The following is a 14,652-nucleotide window of genomic DNA, read 5'->3' on the forward strand; positions in this document are numbered from 1 at the left end:
CCAAACACTAAACCTCAAACGGGAGCCTGTGGCCGAGCTTCTCGACCTTAACCTTCAGGTACGGCCTGTTGTGCTCCGTGATTTCTGGAGGGGCCGGGATGATCTCAACGACCTCAATCCCGAACTCCTCCAGGGCCCTGGCCTTCGCCGGGTTGTTCGTTATGAGCCTTATCCTTGAAACGCCCAGCGCGCGAAGCATCTGGAAGGCCGCTTCATAGGTTCTTTCATCAGCCTTGTACCCAAGCGCCTCGTTAGCCTCAACGGTATCGAGCCCCTTGTCCTGAAGTTCGTAGGCCTTGATCTTCTCCTTCAGACCTATTCCCCTGCCCTCCTGGTCCATGTAGAGCAGTATCCCGCCTTCCCGGGCTATCATTCTAAGTGAATTTGCCAATTGACTTCCGCAGTCGCACTTGAGGGAGGCGAGCGTGTCTCCGGTGAGGCACTTCGAGTGAATCCTGACGAGCGGAACGTCGCCGTAGGGCTCCTTGACTATCGCGGCGTGCTCCTTGAAGTCCAGCTCGTTCTCGAAGGCTATAATTCTGAACTCCCCGTATCTCGTGGGAAGCCTCGCGTTCGCGTAGACCCTTATCAGCTGCTTCCTCTTCACGAACTCCTTCCAGACGTCGTCGGTGGTGATGACAGGCAGGTCGTGTTCCTCTGCGAACTTAAGGGCGTACTCGCGGTTGTGGGAGTCGCCCCTCTCGTCGAGAATCTCGATTATTAGAGCATAGCGCTTGAAGCCGAGGAACTCCATGAGCTCGAGCGAGCTCTCGGTGTGGCCGCGACGCCTGTTGAGCCCTATCCCTCCGAGGAGGTGAAGGTGCCCGGGGTAGCGGAAGGCCTCAACGCCCAGCCCCCCGGCGAGTTTTCTAGCGGTAAGGGCCCTCTCTTCCGCGGTTACGCCGGTAAAGGTCTCCTTGTAATCGACTGGAATCAGAAAGTTGGTCTCGCCTTCTTTGCTTGGCAGGCGGAAGAAGCCCCGCTTTAGGGCCTCGTCCATATCCATCGTGAGGCACAGCAGGCCCTTTGCGGAGAGCATGAAGTTGACTACCTCGGCTGAGGCTATCTCGGCTGGATAAATCAAATCGGCCTCGAACTCCCTTCTGTCGTCGATGAGAACCACAGGCTTTCCATCGAGAACGGCCTTTCTAAGTTCTCCCAGGTTCATAGGCATCAGGTTCTATAAGAGGAACATTATTTTTAAAAATTTGTTCCAAAAATGGAAAAATCACCCGGGCTGGACGACGAGGTCCAGGACGAGGAAGCCCTCAAAGTCTGGCATTAGCGGACCATCGCCATCGTCGTTGTGGACCGAGATGTTTCCGAAAACGCCGAAGAGGGACCTAACGTGTTTTCCCTCCCAGACGTCCTCTGCAGCAACGCCCCGGGAGAACATGTTCAGCCTCCCTGTAAAGGCCACCCACACAGCAGGTTTGCAGCCCGTGGAGTTGAAGCTTACAGAAATCACCCTCCCCCCTTTGCCAGAGTAGTCAAAGCCGTAGTAGCCGCCGTCGCTGTAGAGGCACGAGTTCCCGATGAGCCGGGCGGAGTAGACCTCGCTCCCGTTCGCCCCCAGCTCGGCACAGTAGTCCTCCGGGGGCCGGGGCTCCTCGGGGACGTCCATCTGGGCGAGCTCTTCCGCAGTGGTTACCCTCTTTCCCACGAGGGAGATAAGGTTCTCGCGGTATTCCGTGCACCTGCGCAGAAACTCCTCGCTCCTCCCGAGCCTCTTGGGAACCATTATGGGGGCGTTCCAGGCATTAAAACCGTCGGGGACGGTCAGTGTGAGAAGCCATTCTTCATTTCCCGAAAGTGACGCTGAGGGAAGCTCCAGAACCTTTCCGTTCCTCAGATAGACCTTTTTCGGCATTTCTCTGAAGACTCCCTTGAATGAGAGGACGGTGCACTGGCCCGCCTTCAGTTTGGCCGAGTACGTGAACTTCCCCTTCGAGTGGCCAACCTTATCGAGTGCCGGCTTAACGAACTCCACCTTCCCTACGGAGAGACCTAGGTCGCGGCTCACATTGAGAACCCGCTCCCTTATGCCGTCCCACCGGAGTCCCAGGTAGTCCGCGCCGGGATAGAGGATGTAGAAGGCCACATTGGAGTCAATCCACCTAGGCACTTCAGCGCTGAAGATAACCCTCTGGTCTTTCAGCGAGCAGGCGAGCACTTCGACCGAGTATCCGGTGCTGTCGAGCCTCTCCGCCGAGAAGACGAGAAGGTCGCCGTTGGCCGTTGCGGAAATAGCCTCATCCGGTCTTTCCGGCTTTTTGCCGTTGGTATCAGAAAAGGCCACTGCACCTGCTACGATAAGAAGTAAGAGCAAAAAAATAAGGGTTGGTCTCCCTTTCTTTGCCATACTCACAACCTCCAGTCTTCGTACACTACTACCATCAATAATAGACAAACTCTTAATATTTAAACTTTCTGTTAAGAAATTTTGTTAAACTCCTCTGGGACATATAATCCATTGCGGTCCCTTTTACCTCCACATTAGGGCTCTCCTAACGTACCTCGCTAAAACGTCAATCTCGTAGTTCACCCTGTCCCCGGGCCTCAGGTGGCCAAGGTTCGTCATCTCGAGCGTGTAGGGGATTACCTGAACCCAGAAGCGGTTCGCCTCGACCCTCGCGACGGTTAGAGAAACGCCGTTAAGCGCTATCGAGCCCTTCTCAGCTATTCCCCACCTCTCACGGGGCATCTCAAATGCCATCCAGGTCGTGTTCCCGCTCCTCCGCGCGGTGATAAAGCGAACCGTCCCGTCCACGTGGCCCGTAACTATGTGGCCGTCAAGTCTATCGCCGAGCTTCAGGGCCCTCTCGAGGTTCACCAGCTTTGCCTCCCTCAGGTTAGTCCTCTTCAGGGTCTCCTCGCCCACATCGAAGACGGCCGTTTTTCCGTCGAACTCGACAACGGTCAGACAGGCCCCGTTCACCGCGACACTGTCTCCTGGCTTTACCTCGAACGGGAGCTCTACGTAAAGCTTTCCCGCCGAGTAGCGGGCTTTGCCTGTTCCCTCAACGATTCCGCTGAACATCTCCACCACCGGGGTAGGCCGTTACGAGGAAGCTCTCCCCAAGCCTCTCTATTGACTCAATTCTCACCACCGGAGCCTCGCTGGCCTTTTGGACTTTTAGACACTCAAAGGGCTTTATTCCGTTCCCGAAGAGCTTGGGCCCGTAAAAGAGGTAGAACTTGTCCGCAAAGGGCAGGAACCCGCAGGCTATCCTCCCACCCTCAATTAGAACGCTATCGATTCCGAGCTCGCCGAGTTTCCTCAGGATTTCTCCCGGCTCGGTTATCGGATATGCCTCGGCGATACCCTCGAAGAGCTCCGGCCTCTCCGTGAAGAAGATTACCCGGCCATCTTCAAAGAGCCTGAACTTCTTGCCCTCCCTGATGGCATTGGCAACCCTGCCGGAGCGGTCGAGGATTACCTTCACCTTCTCAGGGCAGTTCTTCAGCCTGCAGTTGAGCCTCGGGTTGTCCGCCAGAACCGTCCCCGCGCCGACCATTATAGCCATGTGCCCCCTCCTGAGCTCCTGAACTCTCTGTCTCGCTTTCTCACCCGTTATCCACTGCGAGGAGCTGGTCTCCGTCGCGATGAAGCCGTCGAGGGTCATGGCGAGCTTGATCGAAACAAAGGGCATCTTGCTCGTCACGTACTTGATGAAAATCTCGTTGAGCCTTCTGGCTTCCTCTTCGAGCAGGCCGACCTCAACCTCTATTCCAGCTTTCCACATCTTTTCGATTCCCTTTCCAGCTACGAGCGGGTTCGGGTCAACCATCGCAACGACGACGCGCTTGAACCCTTCCTTGATTATCCTGTCCGCGCAGGGGGGCTGTTTGCCCCAGTGCGAGCAGGGCTCAAGGGTGACGTACATAGTAGCTCCCCTGACGTCGTACCCCTTTCTCTTGGCGTCCTCTATGGCGTTGACCTCCGCGTGCTTCTCGCCGAAGCGCCGGTGCCAGCCGACGCCGATTATCTTCCCGTCCTTAACGATGACCGCGCCGACCATGGGGTTCGGGTTTACCCAGCCCTCACCGCGCTTCGCCAGGTCAAGCGCCAGCCGCATGAACTTTTCATCTTCACTGTTCATGACTGGACATTCGTTCCAAAATTTTTAAAATTTTGTTCTACAGTTAGAACAAACCCTTTTTACCTTCTGCTTCAACGTTTAGATGGTGGTTTTCATGGAAGACCCGTACATATGGATGGAGAACCTGAACGATGAGCGAGTTCTAAAGCTTGTCGAAGAGGAGAACAGGCGCTTTAGGGAGTTCGTTGGGGAGCTAAGCGAAGAGCTGTTCCCGGAGGTCTGGGAGTACTACTCGATGCCAACGCTCCACTCCGTGAGGCTCACTGAGAAGGGCGTAATCGCGATGTACAAAGAGAAAGATAGACAGGTCATCAGGTGGCTCGGCGGAGACGTTATCGTAGACTCGAAGGCCCTCGAAAAGGAGCTCAACGACGAGGTTCTCCTCCAGGGGTTCACGGCGGACAAGAGAGGAAAGCTCCTCGCCTACAGCTTCTCGATAGGTGGGGCAGACGAGGGCATAACCCGGATCGTAGATCTCGAAACCGGCGAAATCCTTGAGGAGTTCAGGCCTTCGGTGTGGAACATCACATTCCTCGAAGATGGCTATTACTTCTCCCGCTTCTACAGGCACGGCGAAACGCCCGACGGCGTCAAAGCTCCAGCTGTGAGGCTCTTCTGGAAAGACAGGGACGGAGAGAAGGTGGTCTTCGGCGAGGGCCTCGGTTCCGGCTACTTCCTCGGGCTTGGAAAGAGCACCGATGGAAAGTGGGCAATCCTCACCGTTACCTTCGGCTGGAACAGCGCGGAAATTTACGCCGGCCCGATAGACGAGCCTGAGAAGTGGGAAAAGGTTTACTCTGCAGACGTCCCGGTTGAGCCCATCGATGTCATTGACGGCACACTCTACCTCCTCACGAGAGAGGGAAGGGGGCTCGGAAAGCTCATCGCAGTGAAAGACGGAAAAGTCGAGGAGATAATCCCAGAGGGCGACTTCCCTCTTGAGTGGGCCGGAATCGTGAACGGAAAAATCCTCGCCGGCAGGCTCGTCCACGCGAGCCACCGCCTTGAGGTCTACTCCCTTGACGGGGAGAAGCTGGACGAAGTGAGGTTTGACCTTCCGGGCAGCGTCTACCCGCTCGACGCCGACGGGAAGAAGGCCCTCCTGAGGTACGAGAGCTTCACCGTTCCCTACAGGCTCTACGAGTTCGAGGGTGAGCTCAAGCTCGTGGAGGGACAGGAGGTTGAGGGGAACTTTAAGGTCGAGGAGGACTTCGCGGTCTCCAAGGACGGCACGAGGGTGCACTACTTCCTCGTGAAGGGCGAGAGGGACGAGAAAAGGGCCTGGGTCTTCGGCTACGGCGGCTTCAACATCTCCCTGACTCCAAGGTTCTTCCCGCAGGCGATTCCATTCATAAAGCGCGGCGGAACCTTCGCCATGGCAAACCTGCGCGGCGGCTCGGAGTATGGTGAGGAGTGGCACCGCGCCGGAATGCGCGAGAACAAGCAGAACGTCTTCGACGACTTCATAGCCGTTCTCGGCAAGCTCAAGGCCGAAGGGTATAAGGTGGCGGCATGGGGCAGGAGCAACGGCGGGCTTCTGGTCTCAGCCACGCTCACCCAGCGGCCGGACGTCATGGACGCGGCACTGATAGGCTACCCTGTCATAGACATGATGCGCTTCCACAAGCTCTACATAGGCAGCGTCTGGATTCCAGAGTACGGAAACCCCGACGACCCGAAGGACAGGGAGTTCCTTCTGAAGTACAGCCCCTACCACAACGTTGACCCCAGGAAGAAGTATCCTCCGACGCTCATTTACACCGGCCTCCACGACGACCGCGTTCACCCGGCACACGCTCTCAAGTTCTTCATGAAGCTGAGGGAGATAGGTGCGCCCGTCTACCTCCGCGTCGAGACCAAGAGTGGGCACATGGGCGCATCGCCGGAGACGAGGGCGAGGGAACTTACAGACTTGCTCGCATTCGTGCTTAAGACCCTCTCTTGATTCCTTCTAGGCTTTTAATGTTACTTTTTCATAACTTTTGGACGTTTTTTTTAAAGTGTCTGATACCCGCAATTAAGAGATAAGCTTATAATTGTGAACGCCGCTAAATTATATGGCTGAGTGACTATGGCTGCGGGAAGAATTTCAACAGGCGTTCCTGGACTTGACATCATGCTCAATGGGGGATTAATCCCAGGTAGGGTGTACCTGGTTAAGGGATCACCTGGAAGTGGAAAAACGACTCTGGCAATGCACTTTGCCATGGCAGGGGTTGCAAACGGCGAGAACGTGATGTTCATAACCCTTGAGGAGCCTGCTGAGAATATAAGAGAGGACTTCGGAAAGATGGGCTTTGATGTGTATCACGAGAACTTCATGCTCATAGACGCGACGCCCACGACCGAGCACTACGTCCTGGTTGAAGACTTCTCTGAATCCTTCGCCAAAAACCTCAACAAGCTCACCGAATCCATAAAGGAGCAGTTCCGAACCCGATATTACTCGCGGGTTGTTGTAGACCCAATAACAATGCTGAAGCTTGCCTCAAAGGAAGAGCTTGAGTACCGCAAGGCGTTTCTCGGCTTTGTCAAGACCATGATGCGCCTCAGGACAACGGTTATCATAACCTCAGAGCTTGAACGGACGGACATAGAGGAGTACCTCGTGAGCGGCATCATCGAGATGAAGCTCTTTGAGCACAACGGGGAGCTCAAGAGGGCAATTAAAATCACCAAACTCCGTGGAAGCGGCTTTGATAACGTCATAAGGCCATACGATATAACAGAGAGAGGCATGGTAGTTCACCCCGACAAAACGGCACCATGAGGGTCTAACATGCTTCCCCCAGAAGTCCGGGAGGTTCTTGAAGAACTCCGTGCCGAGAGGATACGCGGCGCGAGCTGGATGGCCAGGCGGGGGGCTGAGGCGTTTAGAATTCTCGCAGAACTCCTTGAGGGGGAGGAGCTGAAGAAGGCGCTGGCAGAGCTCAGGAGGGAACTCCCGCAGGTAAATCCCACAATGGCATCGCTCTACAACCTCTCGCGCTTCATTCCCGTGACGGGTGACCCCCTCCTTGTAAAGTCCAGGGTAGACGAGTTCCTTAGACTGGTTGACGAGGCAAAAAATGCAATCGGGAACATAGGGAGCGAGCTAATAGACGATGGAGACACTGTTATAACTCACTCGTTCTCTTCAGCAGTCTTTGAAGTCATCAGAACGGCAAAGGCCCGGGGAAAGACCTTCAGGGTAATCCTCACTGAGAGCGCCCCTGATTATGAGGGGATAGCCTTGGCAAACGCCCTGGAGAAGGAGGGAATCCCTTTTGAAGTCATAACCGACGCTCAGCTCGGGCTTTTCGCTGAGAGGGCCACCCTTGCCCTCGTCGGCGCGGACAACGTGACGCGCGACGGCGCTGTGATAAACAAGGCGGGTACGTACCTTTTAGCACTTGCCTGCCACGAGAAGGGCGTCCCCTTCTACGTCGCTGCAGAGAGCTTCAAGCTCCACCCGGAACTAAACAGCAAAGACGTGGAAATCCTTGAGAGGCCCTACGCGAGGCAGGGGCACAGGGTCAGGAACTTTCTCTTCGACGTTACTCCCTGGAAGTACGTGAGGGGCATAATAACGGAGCTTGGAATCCTGGTGCCTCCAAGGGACATCTAAAGCCCACAGAAAATGAATAGAAAACAGAAAGGAAAAGTGAAGGCTCACTCCTGGTGGGCCAGCCAGAGCAGGGCTCCCTTGATGAAGGGCCAGTTGCTCTTGATGTACTTCTGGCGGTAATCGTCACTGAGGGCCTTGCTTGAACCGTAGGCGATTATTCTGCCCTTTCCAGCCTCCACAGCGGCCGCTAGTATCGGGTTTGTGCCCTTGGCCATGACAACGTTTCCATCGGCATCAACGGAGTAGCTGGTATCGTAGCCCTTGATGAGCCAGACCGCGTTGCCGCTTATCGTAAGGGTGCCACCGTTGTAGTAGATTGTCCAGTCATCGGGCACGAACTTCATGGCCGGGTGAGCCTTGTTGTATATTCCAACGAACGGATAGTATGGCTTGCCGCTGTTCTTCTCGTCGTCCATGAGCTCGTCGGCGTTGAAGGTAATACCGTACTTACTAACTACTGCGTTGAGGCTCTCAAGCCTTGAGTACCTGTACCAGTCTCCGGCTATAAAGAGTCCACCGCCGTTTTCGATGTACTTCTGGAGTGCGCTTACCTCCTCCGAGGAGAGGTCCCTAACGGGGTTGAGTATAATCACAACGTCGTATCCCTCAAGCAGGTCTGGAGTAAGCGGGTCCCTGTTTATTGTAACCTCCCAGCCGAGCTCGCTTTTGATTTTCTTGGAGAGGCCCTCAACGCCAACGTCCTCGACGTAGTGCTGTCCGTGAGATGCATCAATAAGAACCCTAGCCATGGTGAGCGTTATGTTGGTCTGGGTGCCGGTCTGGTTTGAAGAGGACTTCACTTTCTCGAGAGCTCCCTTGAGGTACGGCAGGAGGAACTCGATTTCCTCCTTAACGTCCTCACCGAGGAACAGTGCCCTGCGTATGTGTATCATCGCCGGGAGGTAAAGGCCGTTCTTCTGAGCACTGGCCGCGAACTCCTTGTAAAGCTCATATTCCTCGTTCACTGCCGCCATACTGCTCTTAACCCAGTTGATCTTGGCCTCAAGCTTCTCGTCAAAGGTAACGCCGTAGCTGGTAAGCTCGGAGACTACTGAAGCAAATTCCTCGTAGAGCTCATCGAGATCTGAGAGCTTGCTCTCATACTGGCGGCCGTAGTAGATTGTCAGACCAAACGCAAGGGCGTTTGGATTTGGAGCGGCTTTAGGGACTTTCGTGTAGTTGGTGGGGTAAACCTCTATGATGTTATATTTATAGCCAATGCCCTCAACGTACTCAAGGGTGTCGCCAACTTCAACGTCCATTATTTCATAGTAGTCATAGAGAACCAGCGCTCCAGTGCTGTCCTCAACGGTTATCGCTTTTCCATCAACCTTGGTGACCTTGACGTTCTTCAGCCTGACGAGCATGCTCTGGTAGGCATCACTCATCTCACCAGCGGTAATGAGAACTGGCTCCGGAAGCTCGGAGGTGCCAACCACCTCGTAGGTCGGGTCTGTTATCTGGTAGAGCCCCTTGTATACGCCAGTCGTTCCGATGACCTGGACGACGTCCCCCAGCTTAACCCCTGGCGAGCCGCCAACGTACACGTAAATTCCACTGTTGGGCTCGGTGCCGTTCTGAATGAAGAACCCGGTGCTGCGGGTGCCTATAACCACACCACTTGTGAGAACGAGCTTGCCGTCCTCCCAGTTCTCCCTTATCTCCTTGATAGTCTGGTACTGGGGAGTCGCTGGGGGCAGGCCTATGTCCTCTGCACTCCTCGGCTCAATCTTAAAGTTGCCATAGGAATAGTATACCACTCCTATAACATAGCTGAGTTCCTGGTCTGCCTCTGGTGTGTAACGATACATCAGGTCGTCGACCCTGGCTGATCCACTACCATCGTCGATTTCCCACTCGCCGTGTCCCAGGTCGGGGTTGGTAACAACAACGTTCTCTACCTTAACGAGCACGCTTTCCCACTGCTCCTGAGAAACATCACCAGTCTGGAGAACAACGGGTTCTGGAATGTCAGCGGTTCCAGTGACATCAACGTCTTCCGGAGCAGCCTTAATCTGCGTTAGCCCATAGTGCTCCTCAACAGTACCAGTCACCAGTATCAAATCACCCTGGTTGACACTGGGAGACGTGCCGAGATAGACGTATATCCCACTCCATGGACCAGTACCGTTCTGAATGAAAAAGCCCTTCGAGGTCACTGCAGTAACTACACCGCTTGTCATCACTAGTTGGCCGTTGTATGGCGAGTCTCCGCTGGGGTCTTCGGTATACTGTATGTCATGGATTGAAACATACTGAACAGCCGCCGATGCAAGTGGAAGCATCGCCGTAGGCAAGGTGCCCAACACCAACAGTACAATTAAAGCTAGTCCCCATCGTCTCATGGCAATCACCCCAGAGAAGAACGGCGCCTATGTATAAATAAGTTTTTCCACTATGCATAATCAAGCTGAAGTATATTCCCCAGTTTTTGATTGTCTGATTTTTCACAAAGGCTAAAAAGAGAGATTATGGAAACAACAAGCGTGGGGGTGTTGGTATGCCAATAACAACGAAGACAGGTGATAAAGGTTTAACAGGTCTCTTCACAGGCGACCGCGTGGCGAAGTATTCACCAGTAATGGAAGCCAACGGCACCATAGACGAGCTCGACAGCTTTCTGGGGGAGGCTAAGCACTACGTCCCGGAAGAGATGACGGAAATCCTTGAGAAAATCCAGGTTCAGCTCTACGACCTGATGGCCGAGCTCGCGAGCAGGGGGAAGTACGCCAAGGTCGGAGACGAGGAAGTCCGCTGGCTTGAAGAGCTAATCCACAGGTATGAGGAGGAAGTCCAACTCCGCGCCTTCGTCCTGCCCGGCTCAACGATAGCGAGTGCGAAGCTCGACGTCTGCAGAGCTATAACAAGGAGGGCCGAGAGGAGAGTGGCTAAACTCGTCCTCGACTACGGTTTCGGCCAGAACGCCCTAATATACCTCAACAGGCTCAGCGACCTGCTCTTCATAATGGCGAGGGCGATAGAGAAGAGGGAAGGAAAGCTGAAGGAGGTCAAGTGAGCGTCTCCTTTCCTTCTTTCAGTCTTTCTTTAGCCCGAACGTCCATCAGCAGAATTTCGCGGTATCTCAGCCAGTAATAGAGGGCGACGGCCCCCATTCCAATCCAGAGGCCGAGGGTAACGAGCCACGCGGGGTAAACGTTCAGGAGCGGGCCGACGAGGACGAGGCCGAGGGGCGTCGCTATGTTCGTCAGTATTCCCAAGGCCGAGAAGACCCTGCCGCGAACCTCGCTCGGAACGGCCCGCTGGATTTTGGAGTCAATTGGAATGCTTATGAAAGCCTCGCTTACTCCCCAAACTACAGAGGTGGCCGTAAGTACAATGAAAGCTCCCTCCCGTTCAAGCTTTGAAAGAGGGGATATCAACCATATGAACAGAACCATCACGAGGCCGTTGAGGAGCATCGCCTCGAACAGGAACTTTCCTGCCCCCTTCCCGAACTTCACCGCTATGAGAATGTTCCCAATCAGTGCCCCGCCCATGAAGAAGCTCTCCATGAGGCCGAACTGGAAGCTCGTGAACTTGAGGACTTCCCTCATTGCGTATGGGAGCAGAACCGCTCCAAAGGGGGCCCCAAAGATGCCCATGAATATCGCGAAGGTCATCAGCGTCCTCAGGTAATGGTGCCCGAAGATGAAACGGACGCCTTCCTTTATGTCGCTGAAGACCTGACCGATTCCCTCAATTGGCTTTGCCTTCCACTCGTAGCGGATTAGCATCTCAAAGAGGCCTGAACCGAAGAAGCTGACCGCGTTTATCAGGATTGCAAGCTTTATCCCGCCGATTCCGTAGATTAAACCGCCGAGGGCCGGTCCAACGAGGCGGGCCAGTATCGTGAAAGAAGACACCGTTGAGTTTGCCTTCTCAAGCTCGTCGGGCTCCACCAAGTCGGGAAACATCGCCCCGGTTCCGGCAGAGAAGAACGAACCCAAGACCGCCATAACCACCTGAACTGCCAAAAGCTGGTAGATGCCGAGGAAGTTGAAGGCTATGACACCGAAGAGGAGAATCCCCCGGATTAGGTCAAATCCAACCATGAGCCACTTTCTATTATACCTGTCGCCGACGACACCTGCGAAGGGCATGACTATGAGGGAGGGAATTATCTCGGCGAGGATAAAGAGCGTCATCATCGAACCGCTGTGGGTCTTGTCGAGGACATAGAGCGGTAGGGCAACGTCCTGCACCGCCCAGCCGAGCTGGGAAACGAACCTTCCAACGGCAAAGAGCCAGAAGTTCCTGTTGAGGCTCACGGCACCACCTCCTCTGTCCCCATTTTTGCATAATTGTTGAATTAAGTGATTAGGAATTAAAGAATCAAATCAGCTCGACCCTCACGTCGCCGTTCACAGTGCTGGCCCGGACCTCGAACTCACCCGTCCCTATAACGGGGTCGTCCGGGTCTATGCCGACCAGTTTGACGTCTCCATTGACCCTTTTGCTGACTATCCTGGCATCGCAGAACTCGGTCAGGCGAAGCACGATGTCACCGTTGACGCAGCTTACCTCAACGTCCCCCTCGAGCTCCTCGATGGTAAGTTCGATTTCACCGTTCACGGTGGAGGCCTTCAGGGGGCCAGCAACCGTTAGGTGAGCCCTTATCTCGCCGTTCACCGTGCTGAGCTTTTCGGCCTCGCAGTCCTTCAGGCCTATCTCGCCGTTAACCGTCGTGACTTCCTCAAAGCGCACGCCCCTGGCCTTAAGCTCGCCGTTCACGTTCTTCGCGCTCACCGGGACGCTCCGCGGAACCTTCACCTCTATCTCAGCCCAACCGTTCTCCCTGAGCAGGTCCAGGAACTTTTTCTTCGGCTCCTCCCCGATGACGAGCCTGCTTCCCTTCTGCTCGACTTCAACGTTTACCTCGCCGTGGACGGTGTAATCCACCTCGACGTAGTCATTTTCCCAGCCTTCAATCTCGATCCGGCCGTTGGTGGCCTTTATGTCGACTTCCTGGACGTTTTCAAATATCATATCAAACCCTCCAGCGGATGAAATTCAAAATCGAAAAGGGGCCTCTCGTGCCCCGTCTTCTTTTCGCAACACTCCTCCCGTCCATCGGCGATTGTGATGGTATCGGGAGCCTTTGAAATTGCCGCGGTCTCCATCCCACTCACCCCAGGTATGATGTCAGCTCGTCGAGGAGCTCCTTCACGCGCCTGTTGAGCAGGGTCCTGTCTATGCCAAGTCCCTCTATCAGCCCGGCGCTCTGCTCCTCCACTATCTCCTTCGCCTTCCTGACCACCAGCCTATAGGCGTCGCCGTTCTCTATGGTGTACGCTTTGCCCCCCGTCCTTATGCGCACCGTGCCGTCTCTGGCGGAGATTACGACGTCCTCGATGCGTATCTTGGCCCTTCCCCTGCCGACGCTGACCGAGACGTCGCCCGAGCGCAGGGAAACGGTTTCGCCCAAGCTGAGGCTCTCGTTTCCGCTCCGGTAGATCACCCTCTCACCGTCGACCTCGATGGAGTACTCGTCGGTCTGAACCTTCAGCCTCTCGCCTACCTTGGTGAGCTGGAAGCCGTTGCGGAGCTCCCTGATGGTCAGCATATCCTTGAACCCCCCAACGATTCCGTCATGGATGTGTATCGGGCCTATCCTGACCCTCTCCCCGTGCGGTGTATCTACGACCTCAATGAAAGGCAGCTTCACGTACTCGAAGTCCTCGCCCTCGTAGACCTTGATTATGCCCAAATCCACTACGCTCTCGCCCTTCGTCTTTCTGTAGAGCCTGTCCGGGTTAATCAAGCGATTTGCAGTTTCAACGAAGCCCTCGTCAGCATTTGTTTTCTTCCCAACCTTCAGCTCTCCCCACACCGCGACTGGACTTGAGAGGGCTTTCCTTATCTTTCCGAGCGGAGTCTCCACCTCAACTTCAACGCTTCCATCTATCACCCAGCCAACCCGCTTCCCGCCGAACTTTACGGGGTACGCTCTTCCCTCTCCCCTTAGCCCCACGTCGCCGAAGTCGGCCCCATTGAACTCGTAGGCCTTCTTCTCGACCTTCCACTGAAAGTGCCTTTCTTCGCCCTTGCCGATGAGCAGTCCCGCTATGGCGAGGACAACGGAGTATGCGAAGGCCCTTCCAGCTAGGTCGTGGAGGTCTTCGGGCATGCCGAGCCAGCCGCCGAAGTACAGGAACAGGGCAGTCCAAAACGCACCCTTTGCCAGTGCGAAGATTATTCCGGTCAGCGTTACGCCGAACCACTTCCCCACGCTCAGCAGTTCAAAGGCAAAGATTAGAGCTATTATCGCGTAGACAATGTAGTGGTTGTACTCTTCAAGGCCGAGGTGGCCTTTAAAGAGCCAGACGATCAGGAGCACTGCGGTGAGCTTTTTGAGGTACTCAGCTATCTTAAACCTCGGGCTTTCGTAGCCCGTAATGCTGTAGTTCCAAACACTCATTCTTCCACCTCCTCAAGGGCGGTAATTATCTCCAGCAGGCGCAAAAACAAACGGCCGTTGGGCGAGATTTCATACCTCTCGCCTTTCCTGATCATCCCCGTTTTCAGGAGGAGCTTCAGGTGGTGCGAAACGGTCGGGCTCTCCACGCCCAGCGCTTCCTTTATCTCTTTGAAGCTCATCGGCCCCTCGGAGAGCATCTTGAGCACCCTAATCCTGTCGGGGTTGGCGAGGGCCTTGAGGGTTTTCGCAGCTCTCTCCTCGTCTATCTCGGGCAGGCTTCCGCCTTCGAGCTTTCTCCTGAGCCGGGCCTTTATCGAGAGCATGACCTCATCAACGGGGTCAATGTTTTCCTCCAGCACCTCCAGCCTCTTCTTCAGCTCTTCGAGCTGAACCTTCAGGTCGTTCTCCATGGTACCACCAGGTACAGATTTTTGTAGTACAATTTTCTGTACTTAACTAGTGCGCCAAGTATATAAAAGTTTATCGGTGTGAGAAGGGTCAAAGATGAAGAGCCATAATCAATA

At 54.9% G+C, this 14,652-nt stretch carries 14 protein-coding genes; 4 read left to right on the plus strand and 10 right to left on the minus strand.

Features of this window, described 5'->3' with window-relative positions; all coding sequences use genetic code 11:
* Positions 1-7: 7 nt before the first annotated feature.
* The 4 genes from TEU_RS09320 to ribD form a co-directional block, all read right to left on the minus strand.
* The gene (locus TEU_RS09320; protein WP_050003519.1) at positions 8-1,168 is read right to left on the minus strand and encodes a bifunctional 3,4-dihydroxy-2-butanone-4-phosphate synthase/GTP cyclohydrolase II; all 1,161 of its coding nucleotides are present in this window, start codon (positions 1,166-1,168) and stop codon (positions 8-10) included.
* A 60-nt stretch (positions 1,169-1,228) separates the two neighbouring features.
* Positions 1,229-2,299 carry a hypothetical protein gene (locus TEU_RS09325; protein ID WP_144244853.1) on the minus strand — a complete coding sequence of 357 codons (1,071 nt, stop codon included), beginning with the start codon at positions 2,297-2,299 and terminating at the stop codon, positions 1,229-1,231.
* Positions 2,300-2,485: 186 nt separating this feature from the next.
* Entirely contained in the window at positions 2,486-3,040 is a 555-nt protein-coding gene (locus tag TEU_RS09330; protein ID WP_050003521.1) for a riboflavin synthase, read from the minus strand.
* The gene (gene ribD / locus TEU_RS09335; RefSeq protein ID WP_050003522.1) at positions 3,021-4,103 is read right to left on the minus strand and encodes a bifunctional diaminohydroxyphosphoribosylaminopyrimidine deaminase/5-amino-6-(5-phosphoribosylamino)uracil reductase RibD; all 1,083 of its coding nucleotides are present in this window, start codon (positions 4,101-4,103) and stop codon (positions 3,021-3,023) included. The genes TEU_RS09330 and ribD overlap by 20 nt, the downstream gene beginning before the upstream one ends.
* A 94-nt stretch (positions 4,104-4,197) precedes the next feature.
* Between ribD and TEU_RS09340 the strand changes: the two genes are divergently transcribed.
* From TEU_RS09340 to TEU_RS09350, 3 genes are all read left to right on the plus strand, one after another.
* Positions 4,198-6,048: a prolyl oligopeptidase family serine peptidase gene (locus TEU_RS09340; RefSeq protein WP_050003523.1), complete on the plus strand. Its 1,851-nt coding sequence runs from the start codon at positions 4,198-4,200 to the stop codon at positions 6,046-6,048.
* Between the two features lie 126 nt (positions 6,049-6,174).
* Positions 6,175-6,873, plus strand: coding sequence for an RAD55 family ATPase (locus TEU_RS09345; RefSeq protein WP_050003524.1), 699 nt, complete (start codon positions 6,175-6,177; stop codon positions 6,871-6,873).
* 9 nt (positions 6,874-6,882) lie between these two features.
* Positions 6,883-7,710 (plus strand): translation initiation factor eIF-2B alpha/beta/delta subunit family protein, encoded by an 828-nt coding sequence (locus tag TEU_RS09350; RefSeq protein WP_050003525.1) that lies wholly within the window; start codon positions 6,883-6,885, stop codon positions 7,708-7,710.
* Positions 7,711-7,754: 44 nt separating this feature from the next.
* Here the strand turns inward: TEU_RS09350 and TEU_RS09355 are convergent, their stop codons facing one another.
* Positions 7,755-10,055 carry a Gldg family protein gene (locus TEU_RS09355; protein WP_050003526.1) on the minus strand — a complete coding sequence of 767 codons (2,301 nt, stop codon included), beginning with the start codon at positions 10,053-10,055 and terminating at the stop codon, positions 7,755-7,757.
* Between the two features lie 155 nt (positions 10,056-10,210).
* Here TEU_RS09355 and TEU_RS09360 point away from each other — a divergent pair, with 155 nt between their 5' ends.
* Positions 10,211-10,726 carry a cob(I)yrinic acid a,c-diamide adenosyltransferase gene (locus TEU_RS09360; RefSeq protein WP_050003527.1) on the plus strand — a complete coding sequence of 172 codons (516 nt, stop codon included), beginning with the start codon at positions 10,211-10,213 and terminating at the stop codon, positions 10,724-10,726.
* On the opposite strand, the gene TEU_RS09365 is transcribed toward TEU_RS09360, so the two are convergent.
* The 5 genes from TEU_RS09365 to TEU_RS09380 form a co-directional block, all read right to left on the minus strand.
* The gene (locus tag TEU_RS09365; protein WP_050003528.1) at positions 10,719-11,978 is read right to left on the minus strand and encodes an MFS transporter; all 1,260 of its coding nucleotides are present in this window, start codon (positions 11,976-11,978) and stop codon (positions 10,719-10,721) included. The two genes, TEU_RS09360 and TEU_RS09365, sit on opposite strands and share 8 nt — an antisense overlap.
* Positions 11,979-12,042: 64 nt before the next feature.
* Positions 12,043-12,696: a DUF4097 family beta strand repeat-containing protein gene (locus TEU_RS09370; RefSeq protein ID WP_050003529.1), complete on the minus strand. Its 654-nt coding sequence runs from the start codon at positions 12,694-12,696 to the stop codon at positions 12,043-12,045.
* Positions 12,693-12,830 carry a hypothetical protein gene (locus TEU_RS11735; RefSeq protein ID WP_156961740.1) on the minus strand — a complete coding sequence of 46 codons (138 nt, stop codon included), beginning with the start codon at positions 12,828-12,830 and terminating at the stop codon, positions 12,693-12,695. The genes TEU_RS09370 and TEU_RS11735 overlap by 4 nt, the downstream gene beginning before the upstream one ends.
* A 5-nt stretch (positions 12,831-12,835) precedes the next feature.
* The gene (locus TEU_RS09375; protein WP_050003530.1) at positions 12,836-14,128 is read right to left on the minus strand and encodes a hypothetical protein; all 1,293 of its coding nucleotides are present in this window, start codon (positions 14,126-14,128) and stop codon (positions 12,836-12,838) included.
* A complete protein-coding gene (locus TEU_RS09380) occupies positions 14,125-14,538 on the minus strand; it encodes an ArsR/SmtB family transcription factor (protein ID WP_050003531.1) in 414 nt (137 codons plus the stop codon). Before TEU_RS09380 ends, TEU_RS09375 begins: the two co-directional genes overlap by 4 nt.
* Positions 14,539-14,652: the final 114 nt, after the last annotated feature.

Origin of the sequence: Thermococcus eurythermalis, assembly GCF_000769655.1 — an archaeon.
GTDB lineage: Archaea > Methanobacteriota_B > Thermococci > Thermococcales > Thermococcaceae > Thermococcus > Thermococcus eurythermalis.